The sequence below is a fragment of the Bacteroides faecalis genome (assembly GCF_003865075.1).
GTDB classification, from domain to species: domain Bacteria; phylum Bacteroidota; class Bacteroidia; order Bacteroidales; family Bacteroidaceae; genus Bacteroides; species Bacteroides faecalis.
This window is the reverse complement of sequence record NZ_BHWB01000002.1, coordinates 393,659-416,583: the sequence shown is the minus strand read 5'-3', so window position 1 is coordinate 416,583 and position 22,925 is coordinate 393,659. Positions and strand designations below refer to the sequence as shown.

The following is a 22,925-nucleotide window of genomic DNA, read 5'->3' as shown; positions in this document are numbered from 1 at the left end:
GGAGAATCACGTATTATGAAAAAGATCATTCTTGACGGTGTGAGGATATGAAAAAAGTTTGATTTCTTGGATAAGTAGTACAGGATAAGATTTCAGAGGACTAAAAAATAGTATAAATGTATAGTGTATATATGAAGAGAACATCTTTAGTATTACCTAAAGACGTTCTTGGTTTATCTGTTCAGATTGAACGGTTTTATTAAGGCAGTAGACATACTATCAATTCTACATTGGTAATTGTGCTATTATTTCTTTTGAGCATATAGGTAATTTACCTTCTTTGCCCATATTTACAAAAACTGTGGCACATAATACGGTCCATTGATCACCATAAGTCATTGTACTATTATGATTATAGCCTAGGCAATGTCCATATTCGTGAAACATGGCTTGGCGTGGATAATTGTGTGGATGAGCATTGGGAGGAGTTGCATCAAAATAAACTCCGGTATAACAATAATTTGCCAATCCATACGTAGTACCACCACCAAGTCCACCAACACCAGAAACGCACCCGAGAACAAGCCCGCCATGATTGCGGATTTTTTGACGCAAAACATCTAAATTGATCGGATTTCCACCATTATCTTTCAGTTTTCCTTCATAAGTGTTCATTTCTGTATTAAATTCTTCAGAAGAGAACATAAAGGCCATATTGATAGCTAGTGCTACTCCATGTCGGCACAATAGTGGATTCATGTGCCGCCAGTATGCATGGCCGGCATCGGCCGAATAAGAAGAAAAACGTATAAACCAATGACTGTCTATCTGTTCCATTTTTTTTATAAATGGGTCATCTGTTTGGATTACAAGTGTTACGTCATCATTAGAGAGTTCGGGTTGTGCAGGCACTACCACTTTCCGGCCATTACTAGTGGTGAATGTTCGTTCTGAGTCAACTACAGGCAAGGGAAACGAAGCTTCCATGAAAGGATATATCTGTTCAAAATGTGCCAATTTGAAAAATTCCGTACTGATTTTATTAAAACGGCACATGACCGTTACATTCTGGATGCTGACAGGAGAAAAGAATTTAACCAGGAGCTTATGTTCATTTGAGATGGATAATTGCAACGGAGCATTTGCATAAAAAGAACGACGTTCACTGTTATAGAAAATCTCACGTGGCTCGTCGGCAAGAAACATGGTATCAGTTTGGAAACGTTCGAAATCTTTCTCACGTATATAAAGGAAACCTTCTTGATTTTCCGGGTGAAGATAGTCAATACTGATATGCGTTACTCGTCCGGCTTCAATTTTACAATTGGTAAAACGGTATTTACGCTCGAATAGCATCCCGTCACTGCGCTCTGACTCGATGGTTACAAAGCCGGAAAGAGCATCCTTACTCGGCAGCGAATAGAATGAACATTTCTCAGTGATGTCATAAGAATCTACTTTCTTCCCTCCAGTATATTGCCCATCTGCATTTAAAGTGGTATATATCCCTTCAGTATCATCGAACGTAACATCAATTTTGCGGATAAATCTCCACATATAGTCGGATGACAGTTTCAAATCGATATCCACTCTTCCTACACAACGCTCCAAAGTTACGCATTCTGATACTCCAGTTTGCTCTCTGTCGATATGGAGTTCTATTTTCTTGTAAAAGTAAAGAGCATCTAAAGGCATTTTTTCTGTTGAGTTCATCAACCAATCATCGGATAAGAGTGTGGGAGTATTAACTGTCTCCATTGCATTTTCTTCCGTACTGGTAGTGGCAAGGAATACGAGTGTATAGTCACCCTGTTCCAATCCTTCGATGGTTAGTTTTGAGAAGTCATTCTCCAGTTTCTGATATAAGGGTTTTATTATCTTTCCTTCTTTGTTGGCAACGGCATACCACATATGGGTAATTCGTTCTGGCTTACTTCCGCGTGATTGTACTGCAAAAACATCATTTTTTTGTAAATCAAACAAGAACGTTACTTGTCCGGTACAGGGAGATACATTATCAACCTCCTGTTCGAAATCGCTCGAACAGGAAGCAAGTGTGAATACCCAAAGTAATAACATTGTGATTTGTGCAATCTTCATACTTAGTCTTCTTTATTTCTTTACGCAACGTACAGAGGCAAATGCTTCCATTTGTAATTGTTGCTTTTTAATATGAGTCGTCTCTTTTCCTTCAAAGGGCAACCAGTAAGCCCATGCATATCCACCCGGACAGCCGTTGCGCTCACTTGTCCATAAAACGGCCCTTTTCCCAAAATTAGGATTGTTGGATGTACTTTTATCTCCTTTCTGACCGGCTAAAGGAATTATTAGATAACGTTTAGTGTCTTCCGAAGTAAATTTCACATAGTGTTGAGTTCCCGTTATACCAGTTGGTGTTAATAATTTTCCTTCTCCTTCATGGAGAGTAGCGATAATTGTTTCCCCATTTCCTGCCTTGTATATTCCGGGAATTTCCTGTTCTGAGGGAAGTAGAGAATGTATTTCGGCAATAGTTGGTACTCGATATCCTTCTGGACATGGCATGTGAGTATCGTGTATCCAAGGAGTATCTGCAGTCTGATTACCTAGATTGTTAGAGGGCTTATATCCTTGCCATGGTATGTACATATATAAACGTCCTGATTGGAACAAACCACCCACAGTGTTAATCCAACTTGTGCGATACATGTCTTCAACTGTACTTCCATCCAATGGATAAATTTGGTCATCAAGGTTGCGGCTACGTGCATTGAATGCCATCCATACATTTCCGCCGATTTCTACGGTTTCAATCTGCTTGTCGCTCGGAGCTATACGAATTTCCACATAGTCATACGTCCCCTGGAGTAAGGAATTTTTCAGGTGTACCAAGACTGTATAACCCAGACGTCCATTACCTTGTGCATCCACTGATACATTGAATGCTGACATGATACCTTCTTCTTCTTCCGATGTAGACATACTTCCTATTTTTGCCCCGTTGCCGTCACCTTCCGTATAAGATATGTCGATACGAGTATCGGTCATAAATGCTAATGTCATGTTATCTACACCTGTAGCGGGTACTTCCAGAATATTATTTTCATAATCCACTTTTACTCCTTCTGGAATCTTTGAATATGATGCATTGAGCAGGATACGGTTATTTGTATCGGGTTTTCCAATAATTGTTTCTCCTTCTTCCCATGGCTTGATCTTAAAACTTCCTTCTATTGTAGCGCCTACATTGAGTACCGTTAATTCGTATACTTTATTGCGTTTAACAACAGGTAATTCCACTTTCAGTCTGATGGGAATTTCGTCATACGTTCCACGTAAAATGATATGGACAGGGCGTGTGCTCTCAAAAATGCGAAAAATTTCTTTTTGCTCACCGTTGAAGTCGGAAGCTAACTCTTTCCGATAGTTTACCGTTTTATTCGATGCCTGTTTGTTTTCAATGAACAGAAAAGTTTCGGCAGGAGCATCTTCTACGATAATTTCCTTGATTTTCGTCTTGCTGTCGGCTGTTGTATTTAGGTCGATGCGAGCCACACCATGTTTCATGACTACATCTACATTGGCACTTCCGCGTGTTACAACTCCACTTTCTAGTTCAGTAACCGCAGTCATAAAGTTCGGTGCGGAATTGTCATGCAATCCTTCACCAATGAAAGTATTAAGAAATTCTTCTTCAGTGGTAGCCTTTTCTTTAACTGGTATATCCAATCCGGTTAGGAAGTAGAGTTGTGATCCGCTAATCGCAGAAATTTCAGATTGTTCATTTTTTCCTGGATTCAACAAATCTGTTTTGTAAAGCTCTCCGTCACTGAACTGGAAAACAGATACATCCTTGAGTTCTTCAGAAGATTCCTCTCCTGACATCGTAATACTTTTTAATACAACTGAATAAGTTTGTTGAACAACTTCCCTTCCTATTTGCTCATCGTTCGAACAGGCGCCTGAAAGTAATGTTCCCAATAGAATGGGAATGATGGTTTTTATGCTAGAATTATTCATGTCTTTATATATAATATTAAATGATAGAAAGCTATATTGGGTGCGTTTTCTGAAAGCGGCGACAAAAATACTACTTTTTACTTATTGACAAAACTAAATTGGCTATTGATTGTATTCGCATTAATTAGTTGTGCTGTAGAATCTGTGATAATTTACGTAATAGGGGGGATAAAACAAATTCCCCTTGAAATATACTTATTTCAAGGGGAAAATATATTAATTTTTGTGGTGCCACCAGCAAGAGAACTATTATCTTCTCTCTGTTGATTATCACCGTTTTATAGTTTCTTCCATTTGGAAATCCACATGATTTAGCACACGATTATGTTTTATCGTTTTGCTCGCTATAAGAACAATTCTTTCTTCAAATATCTCATTGTTTATATATCGCATTGAAGTCTCCTAATGGATTAATCACGCTGATATTTAAAATTTTATATTTTTTGCTTCAAGCATATCTCATGAATCATCCTACTAATTTGCTACGTGCTTTTGCGGTAGTTTGCTCATGGAGAATACTGAGGGCAAAGATAATGATTTTATTTTATTGTACATTATCGATTAATGAATAGAAGTTTGTTTTAATTGTACTTTCAATTTCCACTATACTTAGATTGTGTTCTTTTGCCAAATAAGCAATTACGTTATTAATATTACATTTTTTATTGAATGGAGCGTCTGTTTCTGTTAAGATTCTATTCAATGGCATATATGATATTAGCTTTTTACCATTACTACTTTCGATCATAGCTTCATTTAAGGAAAAGTAATAATTACATTCTAATATTTTGTTTAGCGTAGATAGATTTCCACTGTACCAATGAAATATTGCATTTGAGATATGGTATCTTTTCAATAATTCTAAAACAGTCTCTTCTGCTCTTTTGGAATGGATACTGAGCAGCTTGTTTTTGTTAACTATACATTGAAGAACAAATTCAAAATTTTTAATCTGCTTTTCTTTTGTTGAATAACCATCTCTAGAAAAGTCAAGCCCAACTTCTCCTATATATGATGTTTGTGGTAATAGTCGCTTAAAAAGCTCCAACTCATTATCTTGTTCAGTTGCTAATAAAGGGTGTAATCCTAAAGCAAGTCTGACATGCTTGTATTTCTTAACAAAAGGAACTCCCATCTTAAAATGACTTGGCATATTAGTCATGCCAATAACTATGTCCCCTTTATTCTCTATTTCTTGAATATATGATTCAGGGGACTTCATCATATCAAAATGGCAATGAGTATCAATAATCATATATGAATTCTATGTTTTATTTCTTCATTTCCCTTATCTTCAATCCATTTTTTTAGCTCTTCTCTTACTCTAACTACAACATCTGCATAATTTGAAAGCTCATTCAAAGGAAGTGAACCATTACAAAGCAGATTAGCTTCTATCTCTTTTTTTGAAAGATCATGTGCTAAAAAGTCCAAGAAAGCAGGCATATCAGGTATGTGCATTAAATCCCTTATTAAGTCATTTGGATTTAAAGCATTTGTACCTATATCTTCGGTGTCTAGCCCAATTTTATGTAGAGCTGCTCTTCGATATATACAAGGCATACATATTCCACAGTTAATAGCATGACGATTTTCACGAATATCCTTTCTTGTCCCCCTTTTTGCACATGAACAAGATAAAGGATATGTTATTTTAAATAATTCTCTATCTGCACACTCTTCCACCATCTCGCCTTTTGTTTTAAACTCATATGGATTCATTATATTATTAGGTAAACTTAATATTTGAGCTATCTCATTCAATTCTTTTATAACATAAGGATGAGCTGTACGAGTACTACAAGTGCTATATCTAGATGCTGTTAAAGGATGGTTTAGTGCAATTGTTCCATTTTCTGGTAGTATAATTTCTATATCGGGGGCTAGATTACTAGCTACATATATAGCCTGACTTAAAAACATAAAAGAACGGCTTCTTAATGTAGTTTCTCTAGAACTTCCTTTAATATCTATTCGGGTCTGTATATGATCAAATGATTCCGGGAATTTTTCTTTTAAAATAGGAATAATTTTGTCTTGGTCAGATTTTGCTCCTTTAAAAATACTGTCATAATGAGATATAAACAAAATTTTATCTTCATTATCATGTAGCAAGTCAATAGCTCCTATTAAAGAATCCATACCACCAGAAAATAAGCATACTTTTTTATAAGAATCTACGGATATATTTTTTATTTCATAATTCGGTATATTAAGTTCTTGTTCTCGTTTTACAAAATCAACATTCCAATAGTCAGCTGTTAGAAAATGTAATAATTGATTTACTTTATCATGCACATTTTCCCATTTATCGGGGTCTGCTACAGGAAGCGTAAACTCTAAATCTCTACTCCATTTATCAGAAGCAATATATTCTCTTTTTACAAGTATATCAATTCCATAAACTGTCGATGCGAGTAAAAGCAAATCGAATGCTTCTCCTTCAATACTACCTGCATATGCATATAAATCTTTCAACGCAATTGTTAAAAGACCATTAAAAGAACGATTTTCATTTATTGCTGAAAGTCGAAATTGGATTTTACCATTGTATGATTCAATGTTTTCTATATTAATTCTCATAATCTGCAAATGCATTTAAAGTTTCATTAAATATACGTTCTTCTATATCAAGCCCCTCAGCATTATTCCAATTAACTCTTTGTAAATCATGTTGAGCGGAAACATCTATGACACATTCTTTAATATAATCTTTTATATCTTGAAATAGTCTTCCGGCATTGTCTTTTCCCTTTTTTCTTACCAAACTTTCATAGAACCTTTGGCTTAAATGCGTGAAGAGATAATATGTGAAATATCTTACAAGTAACTGAATATCTGAATACTGTTGAAGTGTTTCTTGAAACTTGTCTTGTAGATCTTGGATTGACTCGGCATCAAGACAAATTTCTTCTAATAACATTTTTTCAGCTTGTTTTGCAGCAACTTCGTCTAAAGAAGAAGCACTACCACATACATGTTCAAGTAGAAAGTTAATGACATCTTTGGGCTGAGAATGTTCGTTTAGAAGCATTCCCCATGAGGCTAATGATTGACTTAGCCCTGTTTGGCGAATTGAAGAAAATGTAGATTGTAGTTTCTTGGCAGCTTTAGTTCCTGCATGTCCTACTCCACTTCCCCCTCCATGATTTCCCCTTCTATTCTCTCTGACAAAGCTCGCATGTTTACAGAAAGCTCTTTGAGCTGCATTATCTTTACTGCTTCCACACGAAGATGTAACAGTAGTACTTAATTCTCTCCATCCGGGAGTTCCTTTCAAGCCTTTGTAACTAGTTGATGTTCCCATTATTTTTTAGGATTTAAAAGACGTTCATATGCTTTTTTTGCTGCAGGTGGAACTTTTGATCCACATGTTGATATTGTTGTTTGATAGGATGATTTACAGGTTTCAAGATCTATTGTATATTCAAATAAATGATACAACCCTCTTTTACTAGGATCTTCTATTATTTTATTCGATAGAAGTGTGTAAAAGGAAAGTTGTTTCTCTTTATCTAAAATTCTGAGTTTTTCATCTACTATTTTTTTTATGACAGGTTCTGGAAGTTCTGGAGCTGATAGTTCAATAAACAAACTTCTAATTTCAGGATCAGTCATATACAAGGAAGATAAAGAACTTAGTTTATCTCTTGATAACCAAAAATAATCCAATAAATTAAATTCTGCTAATTTGGGACTTGACTGTAACCATTGTATTGTAGATTCGTCCTTCCAATTTTGCGGCAAATCTTTAGTTTCTGCTTTTTCATATTTCTTGATTTTTGAAGATTTACCAGTTTTAGGATTTAAGTCCTGATATATTTCTCCAAATAGTGATGGAGATTTATATTCCAATATCATTAGTTTAGCTAGCACAGTTTCATTTATATCTTTCATTTGTGCAGCATCTTTAATTTTCTTTCTTAACATATACATGTTTAGAAAACGCTTTATTTGTCTTGGATTTCCTTTTAAACAAGTTGCAATTAAACCTGATAATTGGCAGATTAGCAAGCAATCATCATCTAACTTTTTTATAATTTCCTCACCTAATCGACTTTTTATTATTTTAATATCATAAGCAGAGTATCTCTTTTTTTCTTTAAAATTCAAAAAATCAAGGTAAACTGATTCAAATTCTTCATGCGAAAATGCATTCTCGCAGAAAAGTAGAGTAATATAAGTATTTACTTCTGTATCAGATAATTTAGGAAGATTGTAAGGAATTTGTATCAGTTTTTCCAAATAATCTCTAACAATTTTTTTGTCCATAGCATCTTCTCCATCTGACATACTAGGGTTTAGTGGAAACTTATCTTTGTATCGATGTGTTATTGCACTTTCTACTATTCTAGGATCAGCTCCTATTATGAATGCTGTATTATCAACGTTTAAGAATAATTTTATAGCTTCTAAATTATCTATAATTCTTTCTGGCAGACAGCGATCTAAATCATCAATTATAACGACTAATTCTTTTATATTTGATTTGGCTAATAATTCCGTCATATCTTTTCTGAATTCGCGTATGGATTGACTTTCTTGACTAGGAGTGTCTGGGTTCTCTTTTATAAATCCCTTTATTTTATCCTCAGCTTTATCACTACAAAGTAAGTCTATTATTTTTTGAGGAGCATCTTTAAATTCTTTTAAATTAGATATTATCTGAGGAATGATAGAAGCTCCACCTGTAAAATATGCGGTAGCCATAGGAACTGTTACCTTTGCTACACGCATCCAGTTTATTGACTTGTATAGTCTTTTAGCAACAGATTTTACCTCCTCAATAGTTTTAAATTCGTCTTCTATCTTTTTTACTATTGCTTCCATTAAGGCGGCTTTTGCGTCATCATAGCCTTCAAAAGTCCATCCGTTAAACTGAATTGTAAAGATTCCTTTGTCTTGGAAAGACTTTGTTTTTAATTCTTCATATATTTTTTCAAGAATACTGGATTTTCCACTTCCCCAGTCTCCAAAAACGCCCAAAGTTAGTGGTAACATTTTTTGCTCTTGTAAAAGGGCAATTATGATTCGAGCATGTAAATCGAATCCAAGCATATCGTTCTTTGAAATATTATCTTGCCACATAGTCGTAGATGTTCTATATTTGCCTTAGTTTAATGTCACTTTTACAAATTTATAAAATAAGATTAACTTATAAGCTCTATAGGAGTGTTTTTTTTGAATAAAAGTAATTTTGATTGATTTCATCATCTTCGCTTATATTTTCTTCTCTTTTTATGTTTTGCTTTTTCCTCTTCCGATATGCTAGAAGATGATAATAAATCACTTTTGGTAGAAAAAAAGGATATTGACGAGTTAAGCAATTGACTGTTAGCTTGATGGGATGATTGTTCGTCAGAATTGTTTATCTTTTGGTTAGTAGTAATATAAGTATCTGTATTGAGAGTTTGATTTCTAGCTTCCAAAGTTTCAAGATTGGTAAGAAACAAGTTTTTTTGATTGATTCCTATTTTTCTGTCATTGGATTGAAGTTCTTGCTCTTGCTGTCTAAGCTGTTCGGAGATAGAACCGTTCTTCATAGTGTTGCGGTAATCAAACGATTCTAATTCTTGGCGGTTGTAGCCAAACAGTCTATCAAAACCCTGTTCCACTTGTTGGAACAGATTCACACGATTGAAGCCACCTTTGATTACTCCGTTCTTGGTGTTCTTGTGATTAATAAGCGGGGATAGCTTCTTTTTATTGGCTTGGTCTTTCCGGCTAATGATCAAATGACAGTGCATATTCAGTTCGTTGTTGGAACGGCTACGGTCAAAATGTATCTTCCCGTAAAACCTTATATCTGCTTCAGATAGTTTTTTATTAAAGTTCTTAGCATATTCAGGAACAAACACTTCACGGATATAGTGTTTCATTGCTTCGGCTTGTTCCTGTTGTGTATTACCCATCGCTCGGAGTTCTTTTTCCGATGGGCTGACATGAATAGCATAAAACTTAGCATCCGTTTTCAGCAGTTGCCCGATATTACTATCTATATCTTTTATAACTTTTGATTTATAGATATTGTCCTTTGTCTGATTGAAAAAGCCTTCGGTATAAATACCTTTTTCCATCCTTTCTAAATCCTCATGTTCCAGATAATTTGCTAGCTGTCGGCAACTCCCAGAATTATTATATGTTCCATTTGATGGCGGGGCAAAATCTATGTGCATAACTCTATGTGTTTATCAGATTACCAATTTCGGTTTTCAGATTCTCTTTCCTTTTGCTATCCATTACACCACAAGCAGAAAGTTCCAAATATAGTTGTATCAGGTGAAGTAACTTTTTATAATCCCGTTGGTGTATCTGGTAGAGTGCGTTAATTTGCTTCGACTGATTGTTTATCACATCAGCGTGATTACAGAACTGTTCACTTAGCTTTTTAAGCACGGCTGTTTGTCCCTCCTGATTGGCTTCCAATTGAGAGAGAATAAGAGTTTCCAAAGTTTTACCGATAGCATTGAAGCGCAAAGCAATAGAATTTGTTGCCCGTATCATGGGATTCAGTTGTTCTTCTTCATAATGACGGATGAAACGGATTATATCATCTTGTCTCTTATTTATTTTCGCCAGTTCCAATTTTACGGATTCAGGTGCTTCGGATGGGTTGATATGTGCCTTATTAATATACCCAAACGCCAACTTTACAACTTCACTCTTTTTCAGTGAATAGCGTTTGCATATCTTCTCTACCAAAGCTGCCGTTTCCTTGTCTATGGAAATGGTAGTAAATATTGTTTTTCGACTGCTGTTTGGCATGGTAATTACTTTTTTATAGAAATATGAATAGATAAATACCTGACAATAAGCATTGAAAAGGAAATGATTATTACAGGTGTCATTACAGCGTGTTCTTGTAACACACTAAAGCTTAAGGCTTTGCCTCGCAGAGCAAGAGGGAAGAACAGGACTTGTCCAGTTCCCTCTTGCTCAATTTAGCGAAACGAGCAAAGCCGAAAGGCGTAGCTGTTTCAGCTAAATTAGGGTGGTAGCACAAGGAAGGAACAGCACTGCTTCATTCCTAAATTTGCTACCTTTTGCTTTCACGGTTGATTCTCTAATTGATTAGCTTTTTCAAACTGTTTGTAGGTTTGAAAGTCGGCACGTTCACGAACGAAAGCCCGAATATCATTCGCTCGATAGTAGGTTTTCTTTCCGATGGTAAAGTAGGGTAGTTGTCCGCTTACCCTGTAACGTTGAAGCGTTCGGAAAGATACTTTCAGAAGAAAGGCTAAATCCTGATTATCGAGTATCTTTTCATTATCATCTAATACTTTATCGGTATTGATTAGGGATTTTAAGTCTTGCCCTATTTCAGTGAGTTTTTTGGATAGCTTCTCCATCCATTTCTCAAAGTTTTCGTTGTCTATATACATTTTGCTTCATTTTAAGTTGAACATTCATGATTTTCAATCGATTGATGAAGCAAAGTTCTGAAAATGGATGCAAATAAATTCGGGGAATAGATCACCTATTCCCCGATAAATAATACTTAATACCCTGAATATCTGTATTGAATTCCTATGGAAAATATCCCTCTTCCTTACACTTTTCAATGATTGCAGCTCTCAGTTTATCCAAAAAGGCTGTCCGTTTATCTGGCTTGCGTTTGATTACTTCTTCTTCTTTTTTATAAATATCACTGAATTTTATGTTAAACAGCTTTTCAAAAGCATTGGCTAAATCACTAAAATGTATTTCCTTCCCATCAACTGTTGTAATACATTTTAGATAATAAAGTCCACATACGATTTCCATTATGTCGATGTACTTTGCAATATCTTTATTTAGGTGTAAGGTAGATTTCCATCCAGCTTCAATGTTAATAAAGAATTTGGGAAATTCCATTTGATGATGAAGTAGATCTAGTTCTTTATTAATAAATGAAAGTATCTTATTACATGTTATACTTTTTGCTTCGTAACAGAAATCTCTTCTGATTTCTAAACTATTTTTTAGTGCTTCAAATTCTATGTAGGTAAGATTTAGTTCTCTAATTAAAGTTTTGTAATCTGATTCATTATTCAAAAAGGCAATCACGGATTTTACAAATTCTCTATATGCCATAAGTAATTGGGCTTCATCAAAATTCTCTTTTGTGCAAGAAGAGTTGAGAAGACTATATATATTCTGATCTGAAAGATTCCATTTTGGCATAAGTAATCGAACACGCGTTATATTTCTTGTTTATTGCCTTTCATATTTATTCTTTATTCGTTTCAATAGAAAGTAAATGATTATTCTGTGAAATGGTCTAATAAAGAAAAAATATATTCGTCCAAGCCTATTGTTATATTTGACAATAGTTGTAATCCTAAGTTCCTGTTTGCCATTTTTATACTCACCACACCACATTGAAACATGAAAATCCAAGTGGCTGTCAGTCATTCCAAAAATCTCTTCATGCTCATTTTTATCAGACACCTTATCTGTAAATTTACTTTTTGTATCCAATCCCAATGGCTTTACGATAGCGTTTCGTAAATTCATTAACCAATTTATCCATTTAGGAAGTTGGTTAAAAGCAAGATTGTGAAATTTTTCAGGTGTTATTTTCTGATTACAAACTATTTCTCTTGAATAGGAATCTACATAATCGGCAGGAAGATACTTTTCAATCAAGCCACTTATTGGTATGTTTTTCATTTTACTGCTCTTTAAATTTATTGATAACCATATCCTGCAACTCTTTGAACTGTTCCGCTGGTAGAGCCGAACAAACTTGCTGCATGCCAATCAGCATGGAGTATTGTATTATCGCCAAATCCATTGCTTGTTTAGCATCCAATCCGGTTGCTTCATTTAGTTTGCTTGCATATTCCAACCTGATACTATCCGCTTGCGCTACATAATTTTCCACAATTGGATTGGAATATCCCCATGCCCGTATTACACTTTCGTTTCGGATAGAAGCGTATGCTGCCATATCAGCTAATTTCTGCTGTTGCTCTTTGGGAGTGCTCAATTTGTCCACTTCACGAATAAACTCAAATGTGTTTACCTCCAACCAATACTTCATGAGAGCATCAACATACCCATCAATATTCTTAAAATGATGATAGAATGCTCCCTTTGTAATTTTCAGTAAGGCACATAAGTTGTCTATTGTAATCTTAGAATATCCATCATTTTCTAAAACGTTTAGTCCTATTACGAACCATTGATTTTTATCTACTTTCTTCATAACTCAAACATACCATATGGTATGGTATGCAAATGTAATCACTTTATTAGAATAAACAATAGCTTGCCTGTCTCTTTTATTATCATTTCCTGTATTTAAGACGCAGCTATCTTTAAAGCCATTTGATAGGATAACCTAGCATACGCTTTAATTCTTCCATTTCCGCACTATGCCACATTTCATGTTTGAAACACCAAGATAATGCTTCATATTTATTATTAGCTACTGGATGCTTAAACGGAATAGGTTCTAATTGCTCAAATAATATATCATCATTTAATTGGGATAAATTATCTATGCATATTTCGTGAATGGCATCAAACTGATCTTTTAGCTCATATGCTGGTATCAAGTTTTTTTCTACTGACCTATGTAGGGTTCCCATACCATTGAAGATTTTCACATAATCAACAATAGGTATCAATTCTGCGACTTTAGTATTTCTTCCTGTGATACATGTGATAGCATGGAAGTTTTGGCTAATCATTAAATGTCCAACTTGCCAAGCAAAATTTGAATCTGTGTTTTGAGGAATTGTGTACCACAAATCTTGTGGTATTTCGGAAATCAAACGATTTACAAAATTCCTCGATTCAATAATCTGTTCTCTTAAAAAATCAATTCTTTTCATTTCTATAAATTTATATACTTATTAGTAAGTAAGTACTTGGGGCAAAAAAATATTAGATATTTAATAATCCTTCCTGTATTGATTTATACACATCATTTCTTAATACTTTATTCATTTGCAAAGAAGATAGTAATGCAGAATGAACCATAAAAGCCTTTGTTCTTGGTGTTTCCGCAAATGAAAAAGCATTGTTTTTTAAACCTTTATCTAATAAAGCTGTAAGCCATTTCAGAATCGTGTTTACCAATCCCTGCAACTCTTTCTGCATGTTTTCAGGTAAAGTGTCATAAGATGGTGAAAGTGAGCCAACTATACAAACCCAATGATTATTGATAAAACTATCATGCATATGAATGTAATTGGAAAACTGCGATTTATAATCCAAACTTTCCCATGTCTTAGTTAGTTCGTTGAAAGCATTCAGATTTTCTCTTATTATCTCTACTCCCAGATCCGACTTTGAAGGGAAATAATAATGAATAGCTGCATTCTTTATATTCAATGCCTTAGATATGTCTGCATAGCTAAAAGAATTGTAACCAATAGAGCGAATTAATTCACTTCCTATACGTATTATTTCACTTCTTGTATCATTCATGACGCAAATATATACAATTTACTTAGTAGTAAGTATAAAATCTTCGATTTTAACATCTTGTATGTTCACAGTGTATAATTTCTATTTTCATTTATCCAGCCAGTTATAACCACTTCATACCACTTTCAGACAGTTTAGAAAACGGCTCTTGATTCTTCTTTCATTTGCTGGTGAAAATAGAATCAACACGTTTTATAAACCATTAAAAATTAAAAGTATGGAAGTAGTAACCATTGAAAAGAGAACCTTTTCGTATGTCTGCGAACGGTTCACGGAGTTTGCCAAACGGATAGAGAGTTTGTGCAGCACTCATACTCAAAAAGTTGAAAACTGGCTGGATGGTCAGGAAGTGTGCCTGCTGTTAGGTTTTAGTAAACGAACGCTGCAATATTACCGAAGTAGTGGACGGCTGGCTTATTCCCAAATAGGGAACAAGATTTATTATAAGTCTTCCGATATTGAAAGATTTATTGCGGACAGTGAAACACAAAATCAATCACTCAAACAAATTACGCCTTATGAAAAGAACTAAAGAAGATTATCCATCCTTTAATCTGTTTTCTATTGTCGGCACATGGGAAAGCGTTAATCTGAATCCTACGGTTATCATCTACCGTAATGATAAAGACTATCTTCTTTCTATTATATATGTATCGGAAACTACCAAACAGGCTTCACCCGCCACATATGAAATACAAAAAGAAGGTAGCCTGTATTTTATTGCTCCTGCTCCTAAACGGATTTACATAGATTATGATCCAGTGAAAGATGTGCTTAATCTTTCATCACTGGGTGACTATCTGCGAAACTAATTAATCAATCAGCTAATTATTCAACTGATTAGCCATCCAGCAATCTTGAAATCAATATTTCAATAAAACAATCTTTCAATCATGGAACTAATAAATAAAGATACCCCACAAGTCAAAGAATTTATTTCTTCGCTCGATTGAATGCTGAACGGTATTGAATCGATTGTCAAGCACTATAAGCCCCACCTAAACGGAGAACGATTTCTTTCTAATCATGAGGTTTCTAAAAAACTGAATGTCAGTCTACGAACTCTGCAAGAATGGCGGGATACGGGATTAATCCCCTTCATCCAGATAAAAGGGAAAATCATATATCGTCAAAGTGATATTGATAAACTCCTGCAAAAGCATTACTTCGAAAGCTGGAAAGAATAATCTGCCACCCTCAAAAATATTGTTTTTCGGAATTTAATTTGAATCATTGACTTTTTCAGTGAAGTATTTAGTCTGTGCAAGTCTTTAGATAAAAATACGCTCGAAATGCAATGAGAGGAAGATTTTTATCTAAACCGAAGGCTTGGACTTGAACAGGCTAAATACGGAACTTACCTTTGTCAATGCTTCATATTGAGTTCTGGAAAACTTACTTTAAAAGAAAATGAATTTTGAAAAGTAATTTATATATGGATATAGTAGCAATAGAAAGGTTTTCCTTCGATTTTTTTAGAAAGAAGCTGGAACAGATTGTATCATGGGCAGATAATACTTCTTTATCTCCCTCTGATATGCGTATTGAGAAAGAATGGATAGAGGGTAGGGCATTGGCAGCTTCCTTAAATATTCCTTTACGAACATTACAGTCTTTACGTGAGAGTGGCAAACTTTCTTTTTCGACTGTTGGCAAGAAGGTATATTATAAGGTTGCCGAAGTACAAAAACTATTGGATTCAGGTAGAATAAAAGTAACCACTAAAGAATAATTGCTTATGGACTTATATACGAATGAGGATAGCCAAGAATTATTGCAATCGTTAGATAGGGTTTTACCTTATATAGAATATGCATTGAAGAATAATAAGCCCATGTTTGAGGGTGAACGGTATCTGACAAGTGAAGAACTTTGTTCTATTCTCAAAATCAGCCGTAGAACTTTGCAGTATTATCGGGATGATGGCATTTTCCCTTTTATCCAACTTCCGGGCAAAGTGCTGTTTCGTGAATCGGATATTAGGAAGGTTTTGGAAGATAGGTTTCGTTCTGCCTATAATATAGGAGATTATTCTCTTTAGCCTTTAATATAATGAAGATAGAGAAACGGCTACCGTCCGAATGGATTGGGTAGCCGTTTTTATCTTTAGGTGGTTTTAGGAGAGAAATTTTCTCGTACATTCTGCATATCTCGGAGAATACTCTGATCTAATACTTTTGCGTACCGTTGTGTCATCTTCGTATTGGTATGACCGAGCATCTTAGATACATTTTCCAATGAAACATTGTTAGCTAGCGTAACGACAGTCGAAAAAGTATGACGCCCTGTATGAGTGGTCAGGTTCTTCTTAATTCCGCAGAAATCAGCTATTTCCTTCAAATAACTGTTTGCCTTTTGGTTGCATGGAACGGGTAATAATGTACCTTTCTTTTCGCAAAGCGGATAGCCCTTGTATTTATCCAATATAGCTAACGGAATATCCAAAAGTGGAATGTTACACATGATTTTTGTCTTTTGGCGAGCCTTTCTTATCCAGATGTTACCTTCATTATCTGTTACCAAATGTTCGGGTTTCAATTCCGATACATCTATGAACGCTAATCCAGTCCAACACTGGAATAAGAAAATATCACGTACCAATTCCAAGCGTGGTACATTGAAAACTTTAGTTCGTAAAATTTCTAATTCTTCTTTGGTTAGAAACTCCTTATGCACTTCTTGCTCATGGAAGTGGATATTCATAAACGGATTTTTATCTAACCAGTCGTTTGCAAGAGCCATGTTAGTAATCTTCTTGACTACTTTCATGTAGCGGATAACTGTATTTTCTTGCAGATTCTTTTTTGATTTCAAGAAATGAATATAGTCCTGAATAATGGCATTATTTATTTCTTTCATCGGAATATCTTTTAGATGGTACTGTTTTAGAAGCATTTCTTTAAAATACTTCAAGCATGTATCAAAACGGGAGATAGTGACCTTTGCATAATCCTTGCCGATCAGTTCCCGACATTTGTCGTTGTGTTCTTGGAATACTCCAAAGAACATCTTATGCTTTTCATCCAGTCCGAGAAAACGCCTTTTAATCTCCATCGGATTAATTAGTTTGTTTTCATCTTCTAAAGTTCGATGAATCTCATACAAGCGTAATTTTACCGATTCTAAATAGCGGTTTACTTCTACAGATTTAGAATCTTTGCCTGTACACCATTCTTTGGCTTGCGACCAAAGTTCGGGCTTAATAGTTCGTTTTAGCTGTATTTCAGCTAATTGACCTTGAATTGTTATCCGCAACATGATAGGCGTTTCACCTGATTTTACTGTTCTTGTTTTGCGGATGAAGAACAGCACATTAAAAGTCTGTCGTTTCATACTCTAAAAATTAATGTTTAAAGTTACTGAATCGTGCAGAATAGCAAGAAACAAACGATAAGACAATCAACGACTTACGGTACAATTCGTGGACATTTTTTTCGAGACTAAAATTGTCCACGATTTAGCACTACGGAAGTGCGTAATTCTGCTCAAAATATGCGGATTAGAAGAAAAAGAAAATCCCTGAAATGTTTAATTTTCAGGGATTTACCAATTTTGAAGTCTTTTAAAAGTGGTGCCACCAGGAATCGAACCGGGGACACAAGGATTTTCAGTCCTTTGCTCTACCAACTGAGCTATGGCACCTTTCTTGTTTGCGGTTGCAAAGGTAGTGAAACTTTTGGATTCTGCAAGGATTCTGGAAATAAAAAACACTGATAAAAAGTTAGTTTGCTTATTATCAGTGTTATATGCGAATAAATATTTTAGTTATTTACTATGACAATTTATTTTTCTTCTTTCAAAGGGTTCCATCCTTGAGCTTTCAGCTCAAATTCTTGTCCGTCACGGGTAATTAGTGCGCAACCAAGTTCCGGTTTCGTGATATGCCCGATGAGGCGGATACCTTCCATTTGTGATACCTTTTCATGATCGGCAATAGGAACAGTGAAGAGAAGTTCGTAATCTTCGCCACCATTCATTGCGCAAGTCGTCAGGTTCATGTTAAACTCTTCCGCCATAACAGCAGTTTGGTAGTCGATAGGGATATGTTCCTCGTACACACGACAGCCGGCGTTGCTTTGCGTACAGATATGCATCAATTCCGAAGAAAGCCCGTCGGAAATATCCATCATAGATGTTGGCACAATGTTGGCGGCTGCTAATTTCTCGATAATGTCTTTGCGGGCTTCCGGTTTCAATTGGCGTTCCAAAAGATATTCTTTGCCCGTAAAATCGGGTTGGACATCTTTCTCACCTTTTAGAACTACTTTTTCACGTTCCAGTAATTGCAGTCCCATGTAAGCAGCACCCAAGTCACCGCTTACACAAATTAAATCTGTCTCTTTAGCACCATTGCGATAAACAACTTTATCTTTATCTGCTTCACCGATACAAGTTATGCTGATGGCAAGTCCCGTAAGAGAAGAACTCGTGTCTCCACCTATTACATCCACATGATATTGCTGACAAGCCAAGCGAATACCTGCATAAAGTTCTTCCATGTCTTCTACGCTGAAACGTTTAGACAGAGCAAGAGATACGGTAATTTGACGAGGCGTGCCGTTCATCGCATAAATATCAGAGAAGTTGACGACTGCTGCCTTATATCCCAGATGTTTCAGAGGAACATAAGTGAGATCAAAGTGCACACCTTCCATCAATAAGTCCGTAGTCACCAGAATTTCCTTTTCCGAAGGATAGGAGAGGACGGCGGCATCGTCGCCCACACCATATTTACTTGATTTGTTTTCCAGTTTGATACCCTCGGTCAGACGTTTGATTAATCCAAACTCTCCGAGAGTGGCTATTTCAGTTCTCATAAATATTCTTTAGCTTTTTATGCACGATTGATAAGTTCACGCATGATTGTAGTCATTTTCGGTTGAGCGGCATCAGCAGCTTTCTGAACCTCTTCGTGCGTTACTTCTACGATTTTTCCTTCCACTCCCAAGTCGGTAATTACAGAAATACCGAACACCTTGATTCCGCAATGATTGGCGACAATCACTTCGGGGACTGTAGACATACCTACTGCATCAGCACCAAGAATATGGAACAGCTTGTATTCGGACGGAGTCTCAAAAGTGGGACCTTGTGTACCTATATATACGCCATGCTGTACTTTAATTCCCTTTTCTTTGGCAATCTCGTTCGCTTTACGAATCAATTCCTTATCATAGGCCTCGCTCATATCCGGGAAACGGGGACCATAAGGGATATTTTTCCCACGTAACGGATGTTCGGGGAAGTAATTGATATGATCGGTAATAATCATTAGATCGCCGATCTCAAAAGCTGCATTCGTTCCACCGCTGGCGTTAGAAACAAACAGCGTCTTGATACCCAATTCACGCATTACACGCACTGGAAAAGTAACTTCTTTCATTGAATATCCTTCGTAATAATGGAAACGACCTTGCATTGCCATAATGTCCTTATTGCCCAACTTTCCGAAAATCAGCTTACCACTATGGCCTTCGACAGTCGATATCGGAAAGTTAGGAATATCCGAATACTTTATTTCATACTTCTCGGTGATCTCGTTTGCTAAACTCCCAAGTCCGGTTCCCAAAATGATGGCGGTTTCAGGACTTGTGTGCATCCTCTCTTTAAGATAAGCTGCGGTTTCTTGTATTTTCTCTAACATAGTTGATAATATGTTGGTTAAATTTATCTTGTTGATTTTGTAATATCTCAATTTCAATAGGCAAGGCGTAGATGAACGGTTTTAGTTCTTCATTCACTGCCGGATGATGGAGTAGTCGGGTTGCATCCTTTTCTGTGGTAATGATAATTCGTTGATCACCTTTCAGCTTTTTAAATCTTTCTTTGACGAGCTGTATATCTCGGTGACTGAAATCATGATGATCACCAAATGAGAGGAGATCAATATTCTGCGTATACTCTTTTAATCTTTCAAGAATTGGGGCGGGGGAAGCAATGCCCGTTACCAGTAATATGTTTGCATCGGTCAATGAAGACAAAGGCACCTCTTTGTTTCCTGAATCTTCCGTTATCGAATTTGAATCATTCTGAGAGAATATAGGTCGTAAATTTCCATAACAGAACGATGAAAAGAATAATTGCTGATATGGATACAGGTTTAACCGTTTGGTAATGATGTTGTAGTCAATAGGTTTAATATCTCGCGGACATTTAGTGACAATAACAATCTGAGCTCGGTTCTTTCCATTGATCGATTCCCGTAGCCGTCCCGCCGGGAGCAAAGTATCGTCACAGAATAGACGATGATAGTCTGTTAGCAGAATACTTAATCCGGGTTTGGCATAACGATGTTGGAAAGCATCGTCAAGCAGAATAACATCTATTGTCGGTTCTTTCAGACGAAGCAATTTTTCAATGCCATGACAGCGATTCTCATCAACAGCTAGTGTGACAGACGGGAATTTGGTATACATCTGATAAGGTTCGTCACCAATTGTCTTTACCGTACTTTGTGGAGTGGCAAGCACATAACCACTCGTACGCCGTTTGTATCCTCTGCTCAATACCGCTACTTGATATTGATCACGAAGCAACTTTATCAAATACTCGGTATGAGGAGTTTTCCCTGTTCCGCCCACGGCCAGATTGCCGACGCAAATAACAGGAATATTAAAACTCTTCGACTGGAATACTCCCCAATCAAACAGTTTATTCCTCGTTGCTACCACTGTCTTGTAAATCCACGAGACAGGATAGAGCCATTTATGTATCTTGACAACGTGCTCACTCATATAAAATACAGTTACTTAATATTCAATTCAAACGGAATGCGTGCCTGAAGCATGGACTTCTCTTTCAGATTTCTCAGCAAACCGAATTGTTGATAATATTCTCCTAAATTACTTTCTAATATTTGTGATTCCACATAATTCGTAGGCTTTACTCCAAGTAGAGAAGACAGGAAGTCTAGTTTAGACGGATAAGAAACAACTGTATAATTTTCAATTCCTGCTTTATTAACTGCGATTTTCAATGCATCGTCAATACCTCCAAGTACGTCTACCAGTCCGAGTTCTTGAGCAGTTTCACCTGTCCAGACACGTCCTTCGGCAATCTTTTCAATTGCTTCTTTCGTCATGTGACGTCCTTCGGCACAGCGGGTAATAAACGTATCATATCCTTGAGTTACCATCATTTGCATCAACGACTTCTCCTCTTCATTAAAAGGACGCATGATATTTCCGAAGTCAGCAAACTTGTTTGTTTTTACAACATCATAAGTCAGTCCGATCTTCTCAGTCAATCCTTTTACATTTGGAACCATACCGAAAATACCGATAGAACCGGTGAGTGTCGTTGGCTCTGCAACGATAGTATCGGCTACACAAGAAATGTAATAACCGCCGGAAGCAGCATAATCACCCATAGAAACAATAACCGGTTTCTCCTCCTTCAACTCTTTTACAGCATGCCATATTTGTTCGGAGGCAAACGCACTGCCACCCGGAGAATTAACCCGTAATACGACAGCTTTTACATCATTGTCTTCCTTTAGTTTACGTAAATCCCGAATAACTTTTGGTCCGACAATACCTTCTTCTGAAGCTGCCGATCCGGATGTGTCGGTGATTTCGCCGGATGCATAATACACTGCAACGATATCATTGCTTATATCTTTGGGCGTATTCTCCCTGATATTCATCATCTCACTCAAACTTAATGTAGGAAGATTATCGTCTTTATCAATACTTACTAGCTCTTTAAGATAATTGCGTACATCATTCCGGTAGATCAAAGTATCAGCAAGTCCATATTTTACGCTTTCTTCGGCAGGATAGAACATAAGCATACGATCGGCATAAGCATTCAGACTATCAACGGAAAGTTGTCGGGAATCAGAAACTCCTGTAAGCACTTGTCCCCAGATAGAATTGATGAAAGCGGTTACCTGTTCACGATTGGCAGGACTCATTTCCGTAGAAATAAACGGTTCAACTGCCGATTTATAAGTTCCTACCTTAAATATTTGCATATCTACTCCAATTTTTTGAAGCAAATCTTTATAGAAGAGTGGGGTGGAGGCAATACCACGCCATTCGATCATTCCTTTCGGGTTAAGCATTACTTTGTCTGCTACACTTGATAAGTAATAAAGTCCCTGTGTATAGTTATCACCATAAGCTATGATGAACTTTCCGCTTTCTTTGAAGTCGAGCAGTGCATTACGGATCTCTTGCAGAGATGCGTATGAAGTGGCTAAGGAACTGACTTGTAAATAGATTCCCTGGATGTTCTCATTCTCCTTTGCTTTTTGGATAGAAGCAAGAATATCATCCAGACCATATATATTGGTATCATTATCAAATAATTGAGATAACAGATCAATCGGATTTTCCTGTATACGTTCAACAAGCGTACCGTTTAAGTCGAGCATCATCACAGAATTCTGTTTGACTATAGTTTCACTTTCAGAGGCGAATACGATACTGAATAACGTCACCATACCGATTATAAAGAATACAATGCCCGACAGAATTATGCCGGTCATGGTAGCAAGTGTAAATTTTAAGAAATCTTTCATTTTACTTATTGTTTTTGAGGCAACTAACCTTTAAGCTAACAAA

Annotated in this window: 24 protein-coding genes and 1 tRNA gene; 5 read left to right on the top strand and 20 right to left on the bottom strand. The window is 36.1% G+C overall.

The window, feature by feature from the left end; all coding sequences use genetic code 11:
* Window positions 1-225: 225 nt before the first annotated feature.
* The 14 genes from EJF25_RS04555 to EJF25_RS04490 all read right to left on the bottom strand — a co-directional run bounded on the left by EJF25_RS04555 (window position 226) and on the right by EJF25_RS04490 (window position 14,358).
* Window positions 226-2,040, bottom strand: a complete 1,815-nt coding sequence (locus EJF25_RS04555; protein ID WP_125040229.1) for a FimB/Mfa2 family fimbrial subunit — start codon at window positions 2,038-2,040, stop codon at window positions 226-228.
* A 12-nt stretch (window positions 2,041-2,052) separates the two neighbouring features.
* Window positions 2,053-3,939 (bottom strand): FISUMP domain-containing protein, encoded by a 1,887-nt coding sequence (locus tag EJF25_RS04550; RefSeq protein ID WP_125040228.1) that lies wholly within the window; start codon window positions 3,937-3,939, stop codon window positions 2,053-2,055.
* Window positions 3,940-4,483: 544 nt separating this feature from the next.
* Window positions 4,484-5,194: a TatD family hydrolase gene (locus EJF25_RS04545; RefSeq protein ID WP_125040227.1), complete on the bottom strand. Its 711-nt coding sequence runs from the start codon at window positions 5,192-5,194 to the stop codon at window positions 4,484-4,486.
* A complete protein-coding gene (gene qatC / locus EJF25_RS04540) occupies window positions 5,191-6,522 on the bottom strand; it encodes a Qat anti-phage system QueC-like protein QatC (RefSeq protein ID WP_125040226.1) in 1,332 nt (443 codons plus the stop codon). The genes EJF25_RS04545 and qatC overlap by 4 nt, the downstream gene beginning before the upstream one ends.
* Window positions 6,512-7,246: a Qat anti-phage system associated protein QatB gene (locus EJF25_RS04535; RefSeq protein ID WP_028729003.1), complete on the bottom strand. Its 735-nt coding sequence runs from the start codon at window positions 7,244-7,246 to the stop codon at window positions 6,512-6,514. Before EJF25_RS04535 ends, qatC begins: the two co-directional genes overlap by 11 nt.
* Window positions 7,246-9,027, bottom strand: coding sequence for a KAP family P-loop NTPase fold protein (locus tag EJF25_RS04530; protein ID WP_125040225.1), 1,782 nt, complete (start codon window positions 9,025-9,027; stop codon window positions 7,246-7,248). The genes EJF25_RS04535 and EJF25_RS04530 overlap by 1 nt, the downstream gene beginning before the upstream one ends.
* 122 nt (window positions 9,028-9,149) lie before the next feature.
* Window positions 9,150-10,115, bottom strand: a complete 966-nt coding sequence (locus EJF25_RS04525) for a DUF5712 family protein (RefSeq protein ID WP_125040224.1) — start codon at window positions 10,113-10,115, stop codon at window positions 9,150-9,152.
* 4 nt (window positions 10,116-10,119) lie between these two features.
* Window positions 10,120-10,704, bottom strand: coding sequence for a BfmA/BtgA family mobilization protein (locus tag EJF25_RS04520; RefSeq protein WP_125040223.1), 585 nt, complete (start codon window positions 10,702-10,704; stop codon window positions 10,120-10,122).
* Window positions 10,705-10,988: 284 nt separating this feature from the next.
* Window positions 10,989-11,321 carry a helix-turn-helix domain-containing protein gene (locus EJF25_RS04515; RefSeq protein WP_065762702.1) on the bottom strand — a complete coding sequence of 111 codons (333 nt, stop codon included), beginning with the start codon at window positions 11,319-11,321 and terminating at the stop codon, window positions 10,989-10,991.
* A 145-nt stretch (window positions 11,322-11,466) separates the two neighbouring features.
* On the bottom strand, window positions 11,467-12,102 hold the full coding sequence (locus EJF25_RS04510) for an RteC domain-containing protein (protein WP_125040222.1): 636 nt from the start codon (window positions 12,100-12,102) through the stop codon (window positions 11,467-11,469).
* 30 nt (window positions 12,103-12,132) lie between these two features.
* Entirely contained in the window at window positions 12,133-12,591 is a 459-nt protein-coding gene (locus tag EJF25_RS04505) for a DUF2867 domain-containing protein (protein WP_125040221.1), read from the bottom strand.
* Window position 12,592: 1 nt separating this feature from the next.
* Window positions 12,593-13,129 (bottom strand): TetR/AcrR family transcriptional regulator, encoded by a 537-nt coding sequence (locus EJF25_RS04500; protein WP_125040220.1) that lies wholly within the window; start codon window positions 13,127-13,129, stop codon window positions 12,593-12,595.
* Window positions 13,130-13,241: 112 nt separating this feature from the next.
* Complete coding sequence (locus EJF25_RS04495) at window positions 13,242-13,760, bottom strand: DinB family protein (protein ID WP_125040219.1); 519 nt, start codon at window positions 13,758-13,760, stop codon at window positions 13,242-13,244.
* Between the two features lie 52 nt (window positions 13,761-13,812).
* The gene (locus EJF25_RS04490; RefSeq protein WP_125040218.1) at window positions 13,813-14,358 is read right to left on the bottom strand and encodes a TetR/AcrR family transcriptional regulator; all 546 of its coding nucleotides are present in this window, start codon (window positions 14,356-14,358) and stop codon (window positions 13,813-13,815) included.
* 217 nt (window positions 14,359-14,575) lie between these two features.
* Between EJF25_RS04490 and EJF25_RS04485 the strand changes: the two genes are divergently transcribed.
* The 5 genes from EJF25_RS04485 to EJF25_RS04465 all read left to right on the top strand — a co-directional run bounded on the left by EJF25_RS04485 (window position 14,576) and on the right by EJF25_RS04465 (window position 16,399).
* A complete protein-coding gene (locus EJF25_RS04485) occupies window positions 14,576-14,890 on the top strand; it encodes a helix-turn-helix domain-containing protein (RefSeq protein WP_125040217.1) in 315 nt (104 codons plus the stop codon).
* Window positions 14,877-15,170: a DUF3876 domain-containing protein gene (locus EJF25_RS04480; protein ID WP_065762709.1), complete on the top strand. Its 294-nt coding sequence runs from the start codon at window positions 14,877-14,879 to the stop codon at window positions 15,168-15,170. The genes EJF25_RS04485 and EJF25_RS04480 overlap by 14 nt, the downstream gene beginning before the upstream one ends.
* Window positions 15,171-15,311: 141 nt before the next feature.
* Window positions 15,312-15,545 (top strand): helix-turn-helix domain-containing protein, encoded by a 234-nt coding sequence (locus tag EJF25_RS04475; RefSeq protein WP_235016716.1) that lies wholly within the window; start codon window positions 15,312-15,314, stop codon window positions 15,543-15,545.
* Between the two features lie 248 nt (window positions 15,546-15,793).
* A complete protein-coding gene (locus tag EJF25_RS04470) occupies window positions 15,794-16,090 on the top strand; it encodes a helix-turn-helix domain-containing protein (RefSeq protein WP_125040216.1) in 297 nt (98 codons plus the stop codon).
* A gap of 6 nt (window positions 16,091-16,096) precedes the next feature.
* Window positions 16,097-16,399 carry a helix-turn-helix domain-containing protein gene (locus EJF25_RS04465; RefSeq protein ID WP_125040215.1) on the top strand — a complete coding sequence of 101 codons (303 nt, stop codon included), beginning with the start codon at window positions 16,097-16,099 and terminating at the stop codon, window positions 16,397-16,399.
* A 65-nt stretch (window positions 16,400-16,464) separates the two neighbouring features.
* Here EJF25_RS04465 and EJF25_RS04460 read toward each other — a convergent pair whose 3' ends face one another.
* The 6 genes from EJF25_RS04460 to sppA form a co-directional block, all read right to left on the bottom strand.
* Window positions 16,465-17,691 (bottom strand): site-specific integrase, encoded by a 1,227-nt coding sequence (locus EJF25_RS04460; RefSeq protein ID WP_125040214.1) that lies wholly within the window; start codon window positions 17,689-17,691, stop codon window positions 16,465-16,467.
* 236 nt (window positions 17,692-17,927) lie between these two features.
* A tRNA-Phe gene (locus EJF25_RS04455) sits at window positions 17,928-18,000 on the bottom strand.
* Between the two features lie 140 nt (window positions 18,001-18,140).
* A complete protein-coding gene (gene thiL / locus EJF25_RS04450; protein WP_125040213.1) occupies window positions 18,141-19,175 on the bottom strand; it encodes a thiamine-phosphate kinase in 1,035 nt (344 codons plus the stop codon).
* A 17-nt stretch (window positions 19,176-19,192) separates the two neighbouring features.
* On the bottom strand, window positions 19,193-20,002 hold the full coding sequence (locus EJF25_RS04445; protein ID WP_125040212.1) for a purine-nucleoside phosphorylase: 810 nt from the start codon (window positions 20,000-20,002) through the stop codon (window positions 19,193-19,195).
* Window positions 19,965-21,092 carry a tetraacyldisaccharide 4'-kinase gene (gene lpxK / locus EJF25_RS04440; RefSeq protein ID WP_125040211.1) on the bottom strand — a complete coding sequence of 376 codons (1,128 nt, stop codon included), beginning with the start codon at window positions 21,090-21,092 and terminating at the stop codon, window positions 19,965-19,967. Before lpxK ends, EJF25_RS04445 begins: the two co-directional genes overlap by 38 nt.
* Before the next feature lie 11 nt (window positions 21,093-21,103).
* Window positions 21,104-22,882: a signal peptide peptidase SppA gene (gene sppA, locus EJF25_RS04435; protein ID WP_125040210.1), complete on the bottom strand. Its 1,779-nt coding sequence runs from the start codon at window positions 22,880-22,882 to the stop codon at window positions 21,104-21,106.
* Window positions 22,883-22,925: the final 43 nt, after the last annotated feature.

Excerpts from the sequence above, each read along its gene's own strand:
- EJF25_RS04555 (WP_125040229.1), bottom strand. The coding sequence starts at position 2,040 with ATGAAGATTGCACAAATCACAATGTTATTACTTTGGGTATTCACACTT.
- EJF25_RS04550 (WP_125040228.1), bottom strand. The coding sequence starts at position 3,939 with ATGAATAATTCTAGCATAAAAACCATCATTCCCATTCTATTGGGAACA.
- EJF25_RS04545 (WP_125040227.1), bottom strand. The coding sequence starts at position 5,194 with ATGATTATTGATACTCATTGCCATTTTGATATGATGAAGTCCCCTGAA.
- qatC (WP_125040226.1), bottom strand. The coding sequence starts at position 6,522 with ATGAGAATTAATATAGAAAACATTGAATCATACAATGGTAAAATCCAA.
- EJF25_RS04535 (WP_028729003.1), bottom strand. The coding sequence starts at position 7,246 with ATGGGAACATCAACTAGTTACAAAGGCTTGAAAGGAACTCCCGGATGG.
- EJF25_RS04530 (WP_125040225.1), bottom strand. The coding sequence starts at position 9,027 with ATGTGGCAAGATAATATTTCAAAGAACGATATGCTTGGATTCGATTTA.
- EJF25_RS04525 (WP_125040224.1), bottom strand. The coding sequence starts at position 10,115 with ATGCACATAGATTTTGCCCCGCCATCAAATGGAACATATAATAATTCT.
- EJF25_RS04520 (WP_125040223.1), bottom strand. The coding sequence starts at position 10,704 with ATGCCAAACAGCAGTCGAAAAACAATATTTACTACCATTTCCATAGAC.
- EJF25_RS04515 (WP_065762702.1), bottom strand. The coding sequence starts at position 11,321 with ATGTATATAGACAACGAAAACTTTGAGAAATGGATGGAGAAGCTATCC.
- EJF25_RS04510 (WP_125040222.1), bottom strand. The coding sequence starts at position 12,102 with ATGCCAAAATGGAATCTTTCAGATCAGAATATATATAGTCTTCTCAAC.
- EJF25_RS04505 (WP_125040221.1), bottom strand. The coding sequence starts at position 12,591 with ATGAAAAACATACCAATAAGTGGCTTGATTGAAAAGTATCTTCCTGCC.
- EJF25_RS04500 (WP_125040220.1), bottom strand. The coding sequence starts at position 13,129 with ATGAAGAAAGTAGATAAAAATCAATGGTTCGTAATAGGACTAAACGTT.
- EJF25_RS04495 (WP_125040219.1), bottom strand. The coding sequence starts at position 13,760 with ATGAAAAGAATTGATTTTTTAAGAGAACAGATTATTGAATCGAGGAAT.
- EJF25_RS04490 (WP_125040218.1), bottom strand. The coding sequence starts at position 14,358 with ATGAATGATACAAGAAGTGAAATAATACGTATAGGAAGTGAATTAATT.
- EJF25_RS04485 (WP_125040217.1), top strand. The coding sequence starts at position 14,576 with ATGGAAGTAGTAACCATTGAAAAGAGAACCTTTTCGTATGTCTGCGAA.
- EJF25_RS04480 (WP_065762709.1), top strand. The coding sequence starts at position 14,877 with ATGAAAAGAACTAAAGAAGATTATCCATCCTTTAATCTGTTTTCTATT.
- EJF25_RS04475 (WP_235016716.1), top strand. The coding sequence starts at position 15,312 with ATGCTGAACGGTATTGAATCGATTGTCAAGCACTATAAGCCCCACCTA.
- EJF25_RS04470 (WP_125040216.1), top strand. The coding sequence starts at position 15,794 with ATGGATATAGTAGCAATAGAAAGGTTTTCCTTCGATTTTTTTAGAAAG.
- EJF25_RS04465 (WP_125040215.1), top strand. The coding sequence starts at position 16,097 with ATGGACTTATATACGAATGAGGATAGCCAAGAATTATTGCAATCGTTA.
- EJF25_RS04460 (WP_125040214.1), bottom strand. The coding sequence starts at position 17,691 with ATGAAACGACAGACTTTTAATGTGCTGTTCTTCATCCGCAAAACAAGA.
- thiL (WP_125040213.1), bottom strand. The coding sequence starts at position 19,175 with ATGAGAACTGAAATAGCCACTCTCGGAGAGTTTGGATTAATCAAACGT.
- EJF25_RS04445 (WP_125040212.1), bottom strand. The coding sequence starts at position 20,002 with ATGTTAGAGAAAATACAAGAAACCGCAGCTTATCTTAAAGAGAGGATG.
- lpxK (WP_125040211.1), bottom strand. The coding sequence starts at position 21,092 with ATGAGTGAGCACGTTGTCAAGATACATAAATGGCTCTATCCTGTCTCG.
- sppA (WP_125040210.1), bottom strand. The coding sequence starts at position 22,882 with ATGAAAGATTTCTTAAAATTTACACTTGCTACCATGACCGGCATAATT.